This is a genomic window from Pseudomonas spirodelae (genome assembly GCF_034653255.1).
Taxonomy (GTDB): Bacteria; Pseudomonadota; Gammaproteobacteria; order Pseudomonadales; family Pseudomonadaceae; genus Aquipseudomonas; species Aquipseudomonas spirodelae.
This window is the reverse complement of record NZ_JAYEET010000026.1, coordinates 82,452-98,344: the sequence shown is the minus strand read 5'-3', so window position 1 is coordinate 98,344 and position 15,893 is coordinate 82,452. Positions and strand designations below refer to the sequence as shown.

Below are 15,893 nucleotides of genomic sequence, written 5' to 3'. Positions count from 1 at the left end.
AGCCCGATCAATGACCGGGCTCGCTTTCATCTGACTCACGCGCTAACGCAGCACCGCACCCTGAAAGCCCATCCACAGCGCAATGCGCTCAGCCATGCTGGCGCCTATGGTTTTGGCGAAACGATCAAACGGCGACTCCTGCACAGTGAAGTCGACCAGCTCTTTCTCACCAATCACTTCGCGCGCGACATAGCTGGTATTACCCAGCGCATCAATTAAGCCCAATGGCAAAGCTTGCTCACCCGACCAAACCAGACCGGAGAACAACTCAGGGTGCTCGGCATCCTTCAAACGCTCACCACGCCCTTGCTTAACACTGGCAATAAACTGCTGATGGGTCGTTTTCAACACCCCTTGCCAAAACTCGGTTTCTTCAGCTTTTTGCGGCTGGAACGGATCCAGAAAAGCCTTGTGCTCGCCTGAGGTATAAACCCGACGATCAACCCCCAACTTCTCCATCACCCCAACAAAACCAAAGGTTGCCGCCGTTACACCAATAGACCCCACCAGACTGGCCTTATCGGCATAAATCTGATCGGCAGCACTGGCTATGTAATAGGCACCCGACGCCCCTAGATCAGTAATCACGGCATACAGTTTAATTGCCGGGTATTCGGCACGCAGGCGACGTATCTCGTCATAGATGTAACCCGACTGCACAGGGCTGCCGCCCGGGCTATTGATACGCAGAATCACGCCTTTGGTATTAGCATCCTCAAACGCTGCACGCAGACTACTGACGATATTGTCAGCGCTAGCCGCCTCTTGGTCGGCAATCATCCCGCGGACTTCAATCAGAGCAGTATGACTGCCTGTAGTCGCACCCTTTTTCATCGCCAACATCGGCGAGAAGAGCGCCAGCGCGGCAAAAATATAAATAAAGGTCAGCAACTTGAAGAAAATCCCCCAGCGCCGCGACCGGCGCTGCTCCTGCACACCGGCCAGCAGGGTTTTCTCTAACAACCTCCAGCTCTTCTCATCACCATCAGCTGCTGCCGATGCCTTCCATTCATCCGCCATGTACCACCACCTCAACTGACTGATTAGGCGCACGCTGACCCAGCCAGGTACGCAACTCGGTAAAACACTCTATAGCCAACGTCGGCTGGCACTTACGCAACGCCTGCAGCGACTGCGCACCATAACCGACCGCCACACAATCCATACCCGCGCGCTGCGCCATCAACAAATCGAAAGACGAGTCACCCACCATCAACGCTTGATCGGCCGCAACGCCACTTTGCGCAAGAATTTCGTGCAGCATAAGCGGGTCAGGCTTGCTCGCCGTCTCATCGGCGCAGCGACTGCAGTCGAAATAATCCAGCCAGCCTCGATCCGCCAACACACGCTGCAAACCATGCCGACCTTTACCAGTCGCCACAGCCAAACGATAGCCCTCTGCACGAAACGCCTCCAACCCCTCCGCCACACCATGAAACAACGGCGAAGGCTCAGACTCTAAGGCCAGATAATTTTCGCTATAGCTCTTACGCACGTGCTGCGCCAAGACCGCACTCTGCATATTGGGATAAAGGCAACGAATTGCCTCAGGCAAACCCAGACCGATAATGCCGCGCACTTGCTCATCCGTGCAGCGCGGTAACTCACAGGCATCCGCCGCCATATGCATGGCGGCAACAATGCGCCCAATGGAATCGACCAAGGTGCCATCCCAATCGAAAATCAGCAGTTGATAATCACGCACTGAGCCGCTCCAGGGTTCGCGCCCACATCTCATCAACCGGCGCCTCTAACTTGAGCTTACCCCCTTCGGGCAACGGCACGGTTAACTCATACGCATGCAAAAACAAGCGCTTACCGCCTAGGCCACGTATTTCCTTGGTGAAGTCGTCATCACCGTACTTGCTGTCACCGGCAATGCAATGCCCGGCATGCTGCGTATGTACACGGATCTGATGGGTACGCCCGGTAACAGGCTTAGCCTCGATCAACGTGGCAAACTCACCAAAGCGGCGCAGCACACGGAATACCGTCAAAGCCTCCTTACCCTCAGGATTAACCTCGACCATGCGCTCACCGGAGCGCAAATTACTTTTTAGCAGCGGCGCATTGACCTGCTTCTTGGCAGTAGCCCAATTACCGCGCACCAACGCCATGTAACGCTTATCCACACCATCACCACGCAATGCCTCGTGCAAGTGACGCAGCATGCTGCGCTTCTTGGCGATCATCAGCAGGCCCGACGTGTCGCGATCCAGGCGATGAACCAACTCAATATCCTTGGCATCCGGACGCAACTGCCGGAACGCCTCGATCACCCCGTAGTTCAATCCACTGCCGCCATGCACCGCAATGCCCGCTGGCTTATTCAGCACGATTAGCGCTTTATCTTCATAGACAATCGCCGCCTCAAGACGCTGCAGAAGCCCCTGCGCAAGCGGCTCAGGCTCATCACGTTCAGCCAAACGCAGTGGCGGCACACGAATGATATCGCCGGCTTGCAGCTTGTACTCAGGCTTGATGCGACCTTTATTTACACGCACTTCACCTTTACGCAAAATCCGGTAAATCAATGTCTTAGGGACACCCTTCAGCTGGGTGCGGAGAAAGTTATCGATACGCTGGCCGGCAAGTTCCGGCGCAACCTCGAGCAGCTGAACGCCGGAGGTTGGAGGGGAAGGATTTGTCATCGCGCAATCATAACAATTTTTATGGAATTGAAGCACTTAATCATTGCTGCTATAGTCGGGAACGCCGCCAAAAGCGGCCTAGCTTGCGGGTGCTCTTCAAAACTGCCACCTCCAACTAACGCAATTCATTTGGGACGCAAGGCCGTCCAACGGATTATTAGATTGAAAGAAAGCCGCTTAGGCTTTGAATAATCCGGAAACCAAGCCTTTAAGCCATGATGCGCAACCTGCCCCTTTGGACAGTTGCGATAATAGTTAACCCGCAGCGGATTTTCGCGAGCGGCACCCGAGTTTCAGCGATACGTGTAGGGTGGAGACGTACAACTGTTGGTCCGCGTAGCAGCTCGCTTTACCAAGACGCTTTATCTCGTCCGCTACCAACAGCTGATTCCTCCTCCTGACTTAGTGCTTTCTGTTAGTTACAGCGAGCAGGAGACGTCCGTCGCGGCCCAGCACAACAGGCTGATCGCCGCTAGACACTGGAACGCTTTACGACCGTTCCTGACGCACCCAACACCGACCCCTGAAGTCGTGTGTGCCGAACGCCGCTTCCGCCAGCACCGGAAACCGACGGTATTACATGAAAAGAATGCTGATTAACGCAACTCAACCCGAAGAGCTGCGTGTCGCCCTGGTAGATGGGCAAAAACTCTACGACCTGGACATCGAGTCCGGCGCTCGTGAGCAGAAAAAATCTAACATCTACAAAGGTAAAATCACCCGCGTAGAACCTAGCCTTGAAGCCGCTTTCGTCGATTTCGGTTCCGAGCGCCACGGTTTTCTCCCGCTCAAAGAAATCTCCCGCGAATACTTCAGCAAGGCCCCAGAAGGCCGCGTCAACATTAAAGACGTGCTTAAGGAAGGCCAGGAAGTCATCGTTCAAGTCGAGAAAGAAGAGCGTGGCAATAAGGGCGCAGCCCTGACCACCTTTATCAGCCTTGCTGGCCGCTACTTGGTATTGATGCCGAACAATCCGCGCGCCGGCGGCATCTCGCGCCGCATTGAAGGCGAAGAGCGTAACGAGCTGCGTGAAGCACTGAACGGCCTGGTCGCACCAAGCGACATGGGCCTGATCGTGCGCACCGCAGGCCTGGGTCGCTCCAGTGAAGAAATGCAGTGGGACCTCGACTACCTGCTGCAACTCTGGACCGCCATCAAGGAAGCCTCGCTCGACCGCGCCGCACCTTTCCTGATCTACCAAGAAAGCAACGTGATCATTCGCGCCATCCGCGACTACCTGCGCCAGGACATCGGCGAAGTACTGATCGACAGCATCGAAGCGCAGCAGGAAGCCCTGAGCTTTATCAATCAGGTGATGCCGCAGTACGCCAGTAAGATCAAGCTGTATGAAGACAGCGTGCCGCTATTCAACCGCTTTCAGATCGAAAGTCAGATCGAAACCGCCTTCCAGCGCGAAGTGAAACTGCCATCCGGCGGCTCATTGGTCATCGACCCGACTGAGGCCTTGGTGTCCATCGACATCAACTCGGCGCGCGCGACCAAAGGCAGCGACATCGAAGAAACCGCCCTGCAGACCAACCTGGAAGCGGCCGAAGAAATCGCCCGCCAGCTGCGCCTGCGTGATATCGGTGGCCTGATTGTTATCGACTTTATCGACATGACCCCGGCGAAGAACCAGCGCGCCGTGGAAGAAAAAGTCCGCGAAAGCCTCGAAGCTGACCGCGCCCGCGTACAAGTGGGCCGCATCTCACGCTTCGGCCTGCTGGAAATGTCGCGTCAGCGCCTGCGTCCATCACTCGGTGAAAGCAGCGGTATCGTCTGCCCACGCTGCAACGGCCAAGGCATCATCCGTGACGTCGAATCGTTGTCGCTGGCCATTTTGCGCTTGATCGAAGAAGAAGCCCTGAAAGACCGCACCGCTGAAGTGCGTGCACAGGTGCCGATTACCGTTGCGGCCTTCCTGCTCAACGAGAAACGCAATTCGATCACCAAGACCGAACTGCGCACCCGTGCGCGCATCGTGATCGTGCCAAACGACCACCTGGAAACGCCGCACTTCGAAGTTACCCGCATCCGCGACGACAGCCCGGAAGCGCAATCCACTCAATCCAGCTATGAAATGGCGACCATTGAAGTGGAAGAAGAGAAGCAGGCTGCAGCAACTCGCACCCTGGTTCGTCAAGAAGCCGCAATCAAAGCAGCCCCGCAGCGCACCGCACCAACCCCGGTTGAAGCCGTTGCCGCTCAGCCTGTTGCTGCCGCTGAACCTAGCCTATTCAAGGGTCTGGTGAAGTCGCTGGTCAGCCTGTTCGCCAGCAAGGAAGAAGAAAAGCCTGCTGTCGTCGAGAAGAAAACCAGCGAACGCCCACAGCGCGGCGATGAGCGCCGTAACGGTCGCCAGCAAAACCGCAACCGCGGTGGTCGTAACAACGAAGATCGCAAGCCGCGTGAAGAACGCGCACCACGCGAAGAACGCCAGCCCCGCGCCGCCCGTGAAGAGCGCGCGCCACGCGAAGAGCGTGCACCTCGCGAGGAACGTAGCCCACGTGATGCCGTAGAGGTTCGTGAGCCGCAGGAAGTCCGCCAATCGCGCCCGCCACGCGAAGAGCGCCAGCAGCGTGACCGCAAGCCACGTGAAGAGCGCCAGACCCGCGAACTGCGTGAACCACTAGATGCCGCAGAAAACAGCAGCACTGCCACAAGCGATGAAGCCCAGGCCGAGCGCCCACAACGTGAACCGCGCCAGCCGCGACCACCACGTGAAGAACGCAAGCCGCGTGCCGAGCAAGCGACCGCCGCAGCTGATGAAGAAGCGCTGAATACCGAAGAAGCTCTGCAAGATGACGAGCAGGACGGTAGCGAAGGTGGTGATCGTCCACGCCGCCGCTCCCGCGGCCAGCGTCGTCGCAGCAATCGTCGTGAGCGCCAGAGCGATGCCAACGGCAACCCGATTGAGGGCAGCGAAGAGGCAAGAGAAACAACCAGCGATGTAGACACTGCATTAGTTGCAACAGCGGCAGCCACTAGCGCTGTTACTGCAAGTGCAACTGCAGATGAAGCAACACCAGCGGCAGTGGAACCTGCACCGGTTGTTGTTGCCAAGCAGGAGCACGCACCTGAAGCGGCTCCAGCTGAAGCGCCAACCGCGCCAGTTGAAGCAACTGTTGAAGTAACGGCTGATGCAGTTGTTGAAGCAGCTGTTGAACAGGTCGCTGAAACTGCTGTTATTGAAGCGGTAAGCAGCCCTGTTGCAGAGACCAACGAAGCGCCAGTTGAAGCGGCTCAAACCGTTGAAGCCAGCGAAGCTGCACCAACGCCGGCTGTTGTTGAGGCACCGGCACAGGTTGTAGAAGAACCCGCCGCAGTGGTTGCTCCTGAGACAGTTGCCGAAGTGGCAGTCGCCGAGGCCGCACCTGCAGTAGTCGCCAGCAACAGCGGTCGCGCACCTAACGATCCGCGCGAAGTGCGCCGTCGTAAGCGCGAGGCTGAGCGCCTGGCCCGTGCAGCCGCAGAAGCCCCAGCTACTGCCTCGGCAGCACCTGCCGCCGAGCCGATCGCTGATGCTGCAGCTGAAGCAGAAACACCCGCCGCAGCGCCAGCAGAAGCTGAAGTAAAGCAAGAGCCGCAAAGCTCGCTATTTACTGAGGCAGATACTGAAGCACAGGATAAAGAAGCGGCCAAACCGCAAATCTAATCCGCTTCAGGCAATAAAAAAGGGGATGCTTCGGCATCCCCTTTTGCGTTGTTAGCCGCGCACATCTTCGCTCGCGACTCTATTGACCATGCCTACAGCACGTTAGGCTCAATCTCCAGCTCAACCGCAAAACGCTGCGCAACATCCACCTGAATATGCCGTGCCAACCCCAACAGCTGCGCACCGGTGGCCGCACCATAGTTGACCAGCACCAGCGCCTGCAAGCGATGCACGCCCGCATCACCCTCGCGAAAACCCTTCCAGCCCGCCCGCTCGATCAGCCAGCCAGCGGCTAATTTGACCTGCCCGTCGGCCTGCGGATAAGCCACCAGATCAGCATATTCATCGCGCAAACGCTGCGCCAATTCAGCCGATACCAAGGGGTTTTTAAAGAAGCTGCCGGCATTGCCCAGCTCAGCTGGATCAGGCAGTTTTTCACTGCGAATGGCGCATATAGCCTGACTGACATCCAGCGCCGTAGGGACACTGATGCCCTGCTCCGTCAAACGCTGGCGCACCGGGCCGTAATCCAGATGCAGTGCAGCCACGCGGCTCAAGGCAAAACGCACACGCAGGATGACCCAGCGCCCACTTTCGCGCTTGAACAGGCTATCGCGGTAGGCAAAGGCACAGTCCTGCAGAGAAAACTCGCGCAGCTCGCCAGTGTGGCGATCCAAGGCCGTTAAGCCCGCAAACAGATCCTTCAGCTCAACCCCATAAGCACCGATGTTCTGCACTGGCGCTGCACCCACAGTGCCGGGAATCAGACTGAGGTTTTCCAACCCGGCAAAGCCCTGGGCCAGGGTCCACTGCACAAAGGCATGCCACGGCTCGCCCGCCTCCGCCTCAATCAGTACGCGCTCGCCGTCATCCTCGAGCAGGCGAATACCGCGACTGGCCATACGCAACACCAACGCCTGAACATCAGCAGTGAGCAGCAAATTGCTGCCGCCGCCCAGCAACAGCAACGGCAACTGCTTCGCGTGCGCATAATTTAACGCCTCGCGCACCTGCTGATCGTTTTCAGCCTCGGCAAAATGGCTGGCCTGGGACTCGACGGCAAAGCTGTTATAGGGTTTCAGCGATACCTGAGTGCGCACCTGCAAGCTCATACACGCTCCTTAAGCTCAAGCACCAAGGCATCGCAGGCTTGCTCGATCAAGTCCAGCACTTGGGCAAAACCGGCTTCGCCACCGTAATAAGGATCAGGCACCTCATCCAGCGCCAACTGATAACGGCGCAAGAACAGATCCAACTCGGCCGAAGCGTTGCTTGGTCGGAGTTGCTGCAAGTCATGCAGATTACTGGCGTCCATCGCCAACACCAGGTCAAAGGCATGAAAATCTTCGGCCTTAACCTGCCGCCCACGCAGAGCGGACAAATCATAGCCGCGCTGCTGCGCGGCTTGACGGGTGCGCACGTCGGCAGCCTTGCCGACATGCCAATCGCCCGTGCCGGCCGAGTCGACCTCAACGCACCCAGCCAACCCGGCCTCACGCAGCTTGTGGCGCAACACGCCTTCCGCAGTCGGTGAACGGCAGATATTGCCCAGGCACACAAACAGGACGCGCATCAGGCCCCCAGCAGGCAACGAACCCGCTCCAGGTCTTCTGCGGTATCAACGCCCGCTGGCGGTGCTTCGAGTGCATCGGCAACATGAATACGCACGCCATGCCAGAGCGCGCGCAGTTGCTCCAGACACTCGGTGTCTTCCAGCCAGCAAGGGCCCCAGCTGACAAAGTCATGCAGAAACTGCGCACGATAGGCGTAAATACCGATATGCCGGCGATACGGCACACCCGCTGGCAGCTCGTCACGATTCTTGGCGAAAGCATCCCGCGCCCAGGCCAACGGCGCACGACTAAAGGTCAGGGCCAGGCCGGTTTTATCACTGACCACCTTGACCACGTTGGGATTGAACAGCGCCTGTACATCCTCAATCGGCTCGGCCAGGGTGGCGATGGCTGCTTGCGGATTAGCGGCCAGGTTGGCCGCCACCTGATCGATGATCGCCGGCGGAATCAGCGGCTCGTCGCCCTGTACATTGACCACGATTGCGTCAGCCGCCAGGCCGAGAGCCGTGGCCACCTCAGCCAAACGATCGGTACCGGAGTTGTGGTCAACGCGGGTCAGCACCACCTGCGCACCAAAACCACGGCACACCTCGACGATCCGCGCATCATCGGTCGCCACCACCACCTGCTGGGCGCTGCTTTTGCACGCCTGCTCCCAGACATGCTGAATCATCGGCTTGCCGGCAATATCCTGCAGCGGCTTGCCTGGCAGACGAGTGGAAGCGAAACGCGCCGGAATCACAACGGTAAAGGCAGTGCTCATTTACTTGTCCAGAAGTTCGTCGACGTTGAGGGTGCGCGCTTCGGTTTCCAGCATTACCGGAATGCCATCACGCACCGGAAAGGCCAGGGCGTCGGCCTTGCAGATCAGCTCGCTTTTATCAGCCGCGAGTTTCAACGGCCCCTTGCACAGTGGGCAGGCGAGAATATCGAGTAGTTTCGGGTCCATGGGAGATCCTTGAGAGGAAGCAGTTGCTGAGGCGGACGAAACCGCCGAATGATCAGAACAATCAGGTGCGCGGCACAAGACGCTGCAATTGCTGATCAAACCAGGCGACAAACGCAGCCGAGGGCTCGGCATCCACCGCCAGGTACCACCAATCGTCAGCCGCAAAGGCACGGCACTTGACCGCATCCTTTTCCGTCATCACCAGCGGCAGCACCGGACTGAAACTCAGCAGCTCGGCGCTGTACGGCGCATGGTCGGCAAAGGCGTGCGCGACAGGCCGCCAGTGTAGCCCTTCGAGGGTGTTGAAGAAACGCTGCGGGTTGCCAATACCGGCGACCGCGTGCAGGGCCTGGCCGGGTGGAAAATGGTTCAGCGGGCGTTGCTCACCATCGCACAGGTTGACCAGGGTATGCGGCCGCAACGTAAATCCATAGCCACCCTGCGGATCGCTTGAAGCGCCGTTATAGAGCAATGCATCGACGCTTTGCAGGCGTTCGGCCGGCTCGCGCAGCGGACCGGCCGGTAGGCAGTGACGGTTGCCCAGACCGCGCGCCGCATCGATCAGCACCAATTCCAGGTCACGGGCCAACCGGTAGTGTTGCAAACCGTCGTCACTGAGAATCAGGTCCAGCGGTTCCTCAGCCAGCAAGGCCGCCACTGCGCGGCTGCGGTCCGGGTCGATCATCAGTGGCACGCCACTGCGCTGCACAATCAATAGCGGCTCATCGCCAGCCACGCGGGCCGCCTGATCAGCCTGTACCCGCCAGGGTAACTGTGGCGGTTGCGCACCGTAGCCGCGGCTGACCACACCGACGCGCAGCCCCTGGCGGCGGCAATGCTCGATCAACCAGAGAATCATCGGTGTCTTGCCAGTGCCGCCAACGGTGATATTACCCACCACCACGACCGGCACCGGAGCACGGTAGATCTCACCCTCACCCGCGAGAAAGCGCGAGCGCTTGCGCTGCACGACGGTGCGATACAACCACTCCAGTGGACGCAGCAGCCCCAGCGCCGGATGACCGGCGTACCAGGCAGCCGTAATGCGGTCAGTCAGACTCATCGACGGGCAGGCCTCAAGGCGCGGCTTGCGCCTCAATGGTGGTCATGCGCAGATGGGCAAAGCCCAGCTTGCCGGCGGCATCCATGGCGGTAATCACCGCCTGATGCTGCGTCTTGGCGTCGGCACTGATGATCAACGGCAAGCTGTTATCGCCTTCCGACTCCTTCTGCAGCGCCGCCATCAGGCTGGGCAGATCACTTTTCAGCAACTGTTTGGCATTCAGCGAATAGCTGCCATCGGCGGCAATCAGGATTTCCAGCTGCTTGAGCTCGGTCTGTTCTGGCGGCGTACCCGTGGCGGCTTCCGGCAGGTCGACCTTGAGCTGGGTTTCCCGAGTGAAGGTTGTGGTCACCACGAAGAACAGCAGCAGGATAAATACCACGTCGATCAACGAGGCCAGGTTGATCTCAACGTTTTCCCGCGGTTTACGCCGGAACTTCACGCCTTGCCCTCGCCCATATCAACATCGCGGTCGCCTTGTACCACTTCAACCAGACGAATCGCTTCCTGCTCCATGCCCACCACCAGCTCATCGATCCGGCGCTGCAGGTAGCGGTGGAAGAACAGGGCCGGAATCGCCACCATCAGACCCGCGGCCGTGGTGATCAGTGCCGTGGAAATACCGCCAGCCAGCAATGCTGCATTGGCCATTCCCGAGCCCATAAACGAGCTGAAGATTTCAATCATGCCCAGCACCGTGCCCAGCAAGCCCAGTAACGGTGCGATGCCGGCGATGGTGCCCAGGGCATTTAAGTAACGCTCCAGGTCGTGAATTACCCGCGCGGCGGCTTCTTGAATACACTCTTTCATGATCTCGCGACCATGCTTGGAGTTGGCCAGCCCGGCGGCGAGGATCTGCCCGAGCGGCGAATTGGCCCGCAATTCCTTGAGCCTCTGGTTATTCAGTTTCTTTTCTTTGATCCACTTCCACACCTGACCGAGCAGATTGGGTGGGGTGATGCGGCTCGGCCGCAGTGTCCAGAGGCGCTCGGCAATGATGCCGGCCGCAGCGATAGAGCACAGAATGATCGGCAGCATCATCCAGCCGCCAGCTTTTACCAGTTCCCACACGGTGGCAGATCCCCTTCACAAAAGTGGCGCCACTCTAGCATAGGGTCGCGGCCTCGCCGACCGCTGCCGTTCTCATTTTTCCTGCCAAAAACGTGCGTAATCACGCAAACCTTGCGCCGGCTCGAATGCACCCAGGCGAATCCGTACCGCGCCATGCCGGGCGGTATCATAAGGCTGCGCCGCAATCGCCTGATAACGCGTCATAACCTCAGCATGCGGATGAGCAAAAGCATTGTGTGCACCCCGGGAAATCAACACAGCGAACGGCTTAACCTTCGCCAGTAGTGCTGCAGACGAAGAGCTGCGGCTGCCATGGTGAGGCGCCAGCAACCAGTGTGCCGGCATCGCCAAACCGCTATTGAGCAGCGCGCGCTCAGCCTGACTGTCAATATCACCGGTCAGCCATAGGCGCTCACCACTGGCCTCGATGCGCAACACACAAGACGCCTGATTACCATTGACCGCATCGACCCATTGCCAGGTGCTGAAGTGCACGCCGTCCCACTGCCAGCTCTCTGCAGCGCAGACCTGTGCTTGAAGTGAACGCGCCAACTTGTAGGGCTCACCACTGATGACGCGCCCAACCGGCAGCCCACGCTTAATGGCAACAGCACCGCCGGCATGATCGCTATCGGCATGACTGAGCAACAGCAGATCAAGGCCACGCACATCCAGCGCCCGCAGCGAGGGCAGCACTACCCGTTCGCCCGTATCGAACTCGCCAAAGCGCGGCCCGGCGTCATACAGCACCTCATGTTTCTGGGTGCGTACCAGCACCGCCAGCCCCTGCCCCACATCCAGCATCCATACCTCAGCCCGGCCGTGCTCAGGCCGCGACTGCGCGGTGAACAACAACGGCATCAGCATTAATACCCCAAGGCTGCGTACTGGCAGAGCGGCCGGCAATAACAGCACCAACGCACCCAGCGCCACCAGCAGCCAGGCCCAGAATGGCAGTGCACTGGGTAACCAGGCAGGCATCCACAGGGCCAGTTGCGCAAGCAAGCCGAATAGCCAATCCAGCAGCCAACCGGCAACGCCGAGCAACGCAGCCCCCACCCCAGGCAACGGTAGCAATAGCGTACCGAGCAGGGCCACCGGCACCACCAGCAAGCCCACTACAGGCACGGCCACCAGGTTGGCCAAGGGCCCACTGGCACTCACGGGCAAACCCAGTGCCAGCAACAAGGGCAGCAAACCAATCGCCATGGCCCACTGCGCACGCAACAGCGTGCCCCACCAAGGCCAGGCACCCAGCCTGCCGCTAAAGATCAGAATCAACAGCATCACCGCGCCAAAGGATAACCAGAATCCTGGCTGCAAGCTGACCAGCGGCTCCAACAGCAATACCGCCAGCAAAGCCAACAACACAGGCAACCCCACCCCCAGGTGGCGAAAGCGCCAACGCCACAACAGCACCAGAGCGACCATCACGCAGGCGCGCTGTACCGGCACTTCAAAACCAGTCAACGCGCCATAAGCCAGAGCGCCCGTTAAAGCCAGCACGCACGCGCAGGGCAACCAGGGCCAGCGCCGCGGCCACAACCCCAGACGCGCCAACCCAGCAACCAAGCCATACAAAAGCGTTGCTAACAGGCCTATATGCTGGCCTGAGATCACCATCAGATGCACCGTGCCGGTGGCCTGTAGCACCTGCCAATCGGCTGTCGACAGCCCTGCGCCATCACCCAGCACCAACGCGGCCAAAGCACCTGCACGGCCATGCGCTGGAGTTGCCAACAGATGTTGCCGCAAGCGATCACGCCACGCCCCGGCGCCACTGGCTGGATATATCAGCTCGCCCGTTTTCACTGTACCGGTAGCCCCAATACGCTGTGCCAACAGCCAGGCTTCATAATCAAATGCCTGCGGGTTGACCAAACCATGGGGGCGCTTAAGGCGAACCGCTAGGCGCCAGGTCTCCCCTGCATGCAGCGCAGGCCCGCCATACCAAGACAGGCGTAACCGTTCGGGCAACACCCCGCGACGCGAAACCGTTTGCTCTAACTCGAAGCGCACCACCCCGTCACTGACCTCGGGCAGGCCGACCACCCGCCCCTGCAACCACAGCGTGCGCGCATCCAATGATGGTGCCAGACGATCATCCAGCGCCCACTGCGCCGAGACGCAGGCCCACGTAAAGCCGAACAGAAACAAGGCAATGGGATAGCTACGAAACGGCAACAGCATCAACCCCACAATTGGCAAGAGAGCCAGTAACCAGAACGGCGGCAAGACTGGAAGAAAACGCAGCGTCAGTAGCCCGGCCACCAACGCTAATATGCCGCTGCGCATAGACTCACTCCTTGAGTCGGGGAGAATACTTAGCCTGAAGACCCTCGCTTGCTTATCTGCTGTCACAAAGTGTGAAAGCAGGCAGCGCGCAATGGGTGCATAATGTCGGCGCTTTTACCTGCCAGAGAGCCTTCATGCCGCGTCGTTTATTTAAGCGCTACATGCCTCACCCAGACCGCATCAAGGACAATAAATCCCTGCGTTTTCTGGGCAGCCTGATTCATGACCCCAACCTCTGGCACCTGAACCGCCATTCCGTTTCGCGCGCCATGGCTATCGGCCTGTTCTGGGCGATGATCCCCATGCCTTTGCAAATGCTGGCTGCCGCAGCAAGTGCAATAACCGGCCGGGCCAACCTGCCGATCTCGATTGGCCTGGTCTGGCTGACCAATCCTATTACCATGCCGCCGGTGTTCTACTGCAGTTATAAATTCGGCGCCTGGCTGATGAACACGCCGACCCTGCAAATGCCGGATCACATCACCATCAGCTGGGTCGGGCATGTCTTGCAAACCCACTGGCAGCCGCTTTACCTAGGTTCGCTGGTGATCGGCTTGGTGCTCGGCCTGATCGGCTATTTCGGCACCAATGCCTACTGGCGCTGGTGGGTGCAGCACAACTGGCGCAAGCGCCAAGAAAAACGCCAGCAACACTGAAACAAAAAAGCCGTTACTGAGTAACGGCTTTTTTGTTTCGATCAGCCTAGCTTATTCGTAGCGCAATGCATCGGCTGGCTGAATGCGCGCGGCACGCCAAGACGGGTAGACGGTGGCCAGGAAGCTCAGGGTAAAGGCTGCGCCACAGATCAGCAGGACATCCGACAGCAGCAGCTCTGATGGCAGGTTGCTGATGAAGTAGACATCCGAGCTCATCACCTGCTGGCCGCTCAACTGCTCGACCCAGCCCACTAACTGGCTGACATTCAGCGCAGCGAGCACACCCAGCACCGCGCCGATCACCGTACCGATCACACCAATCACCGTACCCTGGACCATAAAGATGCCCATGATCTGCCCTGGCGTCGCGCCGAGGGTACGCAGAATGGCGATGTCCGCGCCCTTATCTGCCACCACCATGATCAACGTGGCAATGATATTGAAGGCCGCCACGGCGACGATCAGCAGCAGCAACAGCCCGATCATGGTTTTTTCCATCTTCATCGCGCTGAACAGGCTGCCCTGAGTCAGGGTCCAGTCGCTGGAGGTGTAACCCTCGCCCAGGCCACGGACAATCTGCGCAGCCACCTGTGGCGCTTGATACAGATCCTGCAGTTTCAGACGCACACTTTGCACCTGGCCTGGCTGCATGCGCTGAATGTGCGCGGCATCGGCGACGTGAATCAGCGCCAGCGAGCTGTCCAGCTCGGCGCCCACCTTGAAGATACCCACCACATTCAGGCGCTGCATACGCGGGCTGATACCGCCCGGCACGCTGCTCAGCTCCGGCACAATCAGCGCCAGCTTGTCGCCCACCTGCAGCTGGAAGCGCCGCGCGGTGATCTCGCCGAGCACCACACCAAACTCACCCTCGCGTAGATCACTCAAACGCCCTTGCTGCATGTGCTTGTCGATGATCGAGACTTGTGGCTCCAGCGCTGGATCAATGCCGTGCAGCTGTATCGGCTGCATCGCCCCGCGTACTGAAAGCATGCCTTCCAACTCGGCAAAGGGCACCGCGGCTTGCACCTGCGGGTTGAGCCGCGCAGCAGCAGCCACAACGTGCCAGTCATCCAGCGGTTTAACCCCAGCAATGCTGGCGTGCGGCACCATGCCAAGGATGCGCGTACTCATTTCCTTCTGGAAACCGTTCATCACCGACAGCACCACAATCATCGCCAGCACGCCTAGCGCCAGGCCGATCATCGAGGTCATCGAGATAAAGGAAATAAAGTGATTGCGCCGCTTGGCCCCGGTATAGCGGATACCGATAAAGATACTCAGGGGACGAAACATCAGGCGGCCACCAACTTGCCGTCTTCGAGACGCAAAATACGGTCCATTTGTCGGGCCAGTTCCATGTCATGGGTGACGACCAGGAACGCGGTCTGCGAGGACGTGCTCAGTTCCTTCATCAGGTCCTGAATGCCTTGCGCGGTGTGATGGTCAAGGTTGCCGGTAGGCTCATCGAGCAATACCAGCCCAGGCTGGTTAACCAGGGCGCGGGCAATCGCCACTCGCTGACGCTCACCGCCGGAAAGCTCCGATGGCTTGTGCGCCAAGCGATGGCCCAGGCCGACTCGTTCCAGCAGCGCCGTGGCGCGCTGGCGTGCCTCGGTGATTGACGTACGGCCAATCAGCAACGGCATGCAGACGTTTTCCAACGCGGTGAATTCCGGCAGCAGATGGTGAAACTGGTACACAAAACCCAATGCGCGGTTACGCAGTAAGCCGCGCTGCTTTTCATTTAGCGCCGACAACTCCTCGCCGGCCAGCCAGACGCTGCCCGTGCTCGGTGTATCCAGGCCGCCAAGCATATTCAGCAAGGTACTCTTGCCCGAGCCGGAACTGCCAACAATCGCCACGCGCTCGCCAGGGTGCAGCTCAAGCTGCAAGTCGTGCAGCACCACCACCGATTGTGGACCCTCGTCGTAGCTTTTACCCAGGTTGCGACAACTCAACACTGCACGATCTTGCAT

At 59.1% G+C, this 15,893-nt stretch carries 15 protein-coding genes; 2 read left to right on the top strand and 13 right to left on the bottom strand.

From position 1 onward, the window contains the following. Positions 1-42: 42 nt before the first annotated feature. The 3 genes from SOP97_RS08980 to rluC are packed head-to-tail and all read right to left on the bottom strand — an operon-like array spanning position 43 to position 2,651. A complete protein-coding gene (locus SOP97_RS08980) occupies positions 43-1,020 on the bottom strand; it encodes a S49 family peptidase (RefSeq protein WP_322948983.1) in 978 nt (325 codons plus the stop codon). Then, the gene (locus tag SOP97_RS08975; protein ID WP_322948982.1) at positions 1,010-1,705 is read right to left on the bottom strand and encodes an HAD-IA family hydrolase; all 696 of its coding nucleotides are present in this window, start codon (positions 1,703-1,705) and stop codon (positions 1,010-1,012) included. Before SOP97_RS08975 ends, SOP97_RS08980 begins: the two co-directional genes overlap by 11 nt. Continuing rightward, a complete protein-coding gene (gene rluC / locus SOP97_RS08970) occupies positions 1,698-2,651 on the bottom strand; it encodes a 23S rRNA pseudouridine(955/2504/2580) synthase RluC (RefSeq protein ID WP_322948981.1) in 954 nt (317 codons plus the stop codon). Before rluC ends, SOP97_RS08975 begins: the two co-directional genes overlap by 8 nt. Positions 2,652-3,231: 580 nt before the next feature. Between rluC and rne the strand changes: the two genes are divergently transcribed. Then, on the top strand, positions 3,232-6,306 hold the full coding sequence (gene rne / locus SOP97_RS08965) for a ribonuclease E (protein ID WP_322948980.1): 3,075 nt from the start codon (positions 3,232-3,234) through the stop codon (positions 6,304-6,306). Positions 6,307-6,398: 92 nt separating this feature from the next. Here rne and murB read toward each other — a convergent pair whose 3' ends face one another. The 8 genes from murB to SOP97_RS08925 form a co-directional block, all read right to left on the bottom strand. After that, the gene (gene murB, locus SOP97_RS08960) at positions 6,399-7,418 is read right to left on the bottom strand and encodes a UDP-N-acetylmuramate dehydrogenase (RefSeq protein ID WP_322948979.1); all 1,020 of its coding nucleotides are present in this window, start codon (positions 7,416-7,418) and stop codon (positions 6,399-6,401) included. Continuing rightward, positions 7,415-7,879 (bottom strand): low molecular weight protein-tyrosine-phosphatase, encoded by a 465-nt coding sequence (locus tag SOP97_RS08955; RefSeq protein WP_322948978.1) that lies wholly within the window; start codon positions 7,877-7,879, stop codon positions 7,415-7,417. Before SOP97_RS08955 ends, murB begins: the two co-directional genes overlap by 4 nt. Then, a complete protein-coding gene (gene kdsB / locus SOP97_RS08950) occupies positions 7,879-8,643 on the bottom strand; it encodes a 3-deoxy-manno-octulosonate cytidylyltransferase (protein WP_322948977.1) in 765 nt (254 codons plus the stop codon). Before kdsB ends, SOP97_RS08955 begins: the two co-directional genes overlap by 1 nt. Next, positions 8,644-8,829, bottom strand: a complete 186-nt coding sequence (locus SOP97_RS08945; protein WP_322948976.1) for a Trm112 family protein — start codon at positions 8,827-8,829, stop codon at positions 8,644-8,646. Between the two features lie 61 nt (positions 8,830-8,890). Then, entirely contained in the window at positions 8,891-9,892 is a 1,002-nt protein-coding gene (gene lpxK, locus SOP97_RS08940) for a tetraacyldisaccharide 4'-kinase (protein WP_322948975.1), read from the bottom strand. Between the two features lie 13 nt (positions 9,893-9,905). Beyond that, positions 9,906-10,334 (bottom strand): ExbD/TolR family protein, encoded by a 429-nt coding sequence (locus tag SOP97_RS08935; RefSeq protein WP_322948974.1) that lies wholly within the window; start codon positions 10,332-10,334, stop codon positions 9,906-9,908. Then, positions 10,331-10,963: a MotA/TolQ/ExbB proton channel family protein gene (locus tag SOP97_RS08930; protein ID WP_274089123.1), complete on the bottom strand. Its 633-nt coding sequence runs from the start codon at positions 10,961-10,963 to the stop codon at positions 10,331-10,333. Before SOP97_RS08930 ends, SOP97_RS08935 begins: the two co-directional genes overlap by 4 nt. A 72-nt stretch (positions 10,964-11,035) precedes the next feature. Then, entirely contained in the window at positions 11,036-13,258 is a 2,223-nt protein-coding gene (locus SOP97_RS08925) for a DNA internalization-related competence protein ComEC/Rec2 (protein ID WP_322948973.1), read from the bottom strand. Between the two features lie 134 nt (positions 13,259-13,392). Between SOP97_RS08925 and SOP97_RS08920 the strand changes: the two genes are divergently transcribed. Continuing rightward, positions 13,393-13,914 carry a DUF2062 domain-containing protein gene (locus tag SOP97_RS08920; protein WP_274089125.1) on the top strand — a complete coding sequence of 174 codons (522 nt, stop codon included), beginning with the start codon at positions 13,393-13,395 and terminating at the stop codon, positions 13,912-13,914. 51 nt (positions 13,915-13,965) lie between these two features. Here SOP97_RS08920 and SOP97_RS08915 read toward each other — a convergent pair whose 3' ends face one another. Continuing rightward, positions 13,966-15,210: a lipoprotein-releasing ABC transporter permease subunit gene (locus tag SOP97_RS08915; protein ID WP_322948972.1), complete on the bottom strand. Its 1,245-nt coding sequence runs from the start codon at positions 15,208-15,210 to the stop codon at positions 13,966-13,968. Continuing rightward, positions 15,210-15,893, bottom strand: a complete 684-nt coding sequence (lolD, locus tag SOP97_RS08910; protein WP_322949002.1) for a lipoprotein-releasing ABC transporter ATP-binding protein LolD — start codon at positions 15,891-15,893, stop codon at positions 15,210-15,212. The genes SOP97_RS08915 and lolD overlap by 1 nt, the downstream gene beginning before the upstream one ends.

Coding starts and splice junctions, on each gene's coding strand:
- SOP97_RS08980 (WP_322948983.1), bottom strand. CDS start 1,020: ATGGCGGATGAATGGAAGGCATCGGCAGCAGCTGATGGTGATGAGAAG.
- rluC (WP_322948981.1), bottom strand. CDS start 2,651: ATGACAAATCCTTCCCCTCCAACCTCCGGCGTTCAGCTGCTCGAGGTT.
- rne (WP_322948980.1), top strand. CDS start 3,232: ATGAAAAGAATGCTGATTAACGCAACTCAACCCGAAGAGCTGCGTGTC.
- murB (WP_322948979.1), bottom strand. CDS start 7,418: ATGAGCTTGCAGGTGCGCACTCAGGTATCGCTGAAACCCTATAACAGC.
- SOP97_RS08955 (WP_322948978.1), bottom strand. CDS start 7,879: ATGCGCGTCCTGTTTGTGTGCCTGGGCAATATCTGCCGTTCACCGACT.
- kdsB (WP_322948977.1), bottom strand. CDS start 8,643: ATGAGCACTGCCTTTACCGTTGTGATTCCGGCGCGTTTCGCTTCCACT.
- SOP97_RS08945 (WP_322948976.1), bottom strand. CDS start 8,829: ATGGACCCGAAACTACTCGATATTCTCGCCTGCCCACTGTGCAAGGGG.
- lpxK (WP_322948975.1), bottom strand. CDS start 9,892: ATGAGTCTGACTGACCGCATTACGGCTGCCTGGTACGCCGGTCATCCG.
- SOP97_RS08925 (WP_322948973.1), bottom strand. CDS start 13,258: ATGCGCAGCGGCATATTAGCGTTGGTGGCCGGGCTACTGACGCTGCGT.
- SOP97_RS08920 (WP_274089125.1), top strand. CDS start 13,393: ATGCCGCGTCGTTTATTTAAGCGCTACATGCCTCACCCAGACCGCATC.
- SOP97_RS08915 (WP_322948972.1), bottom strand. CDS start 15,210: ATGTTTCGTCCCCTGAGTATCTTTATCGGTATCCGCTATACCGGGGCC.
- lolD (WP_322949002.1), bottom strand. CDS start 15,893: ATGCAAGATCGTGCAGTGTTGAGTTGTCGCAACCTGGGTAAAAGCTAC.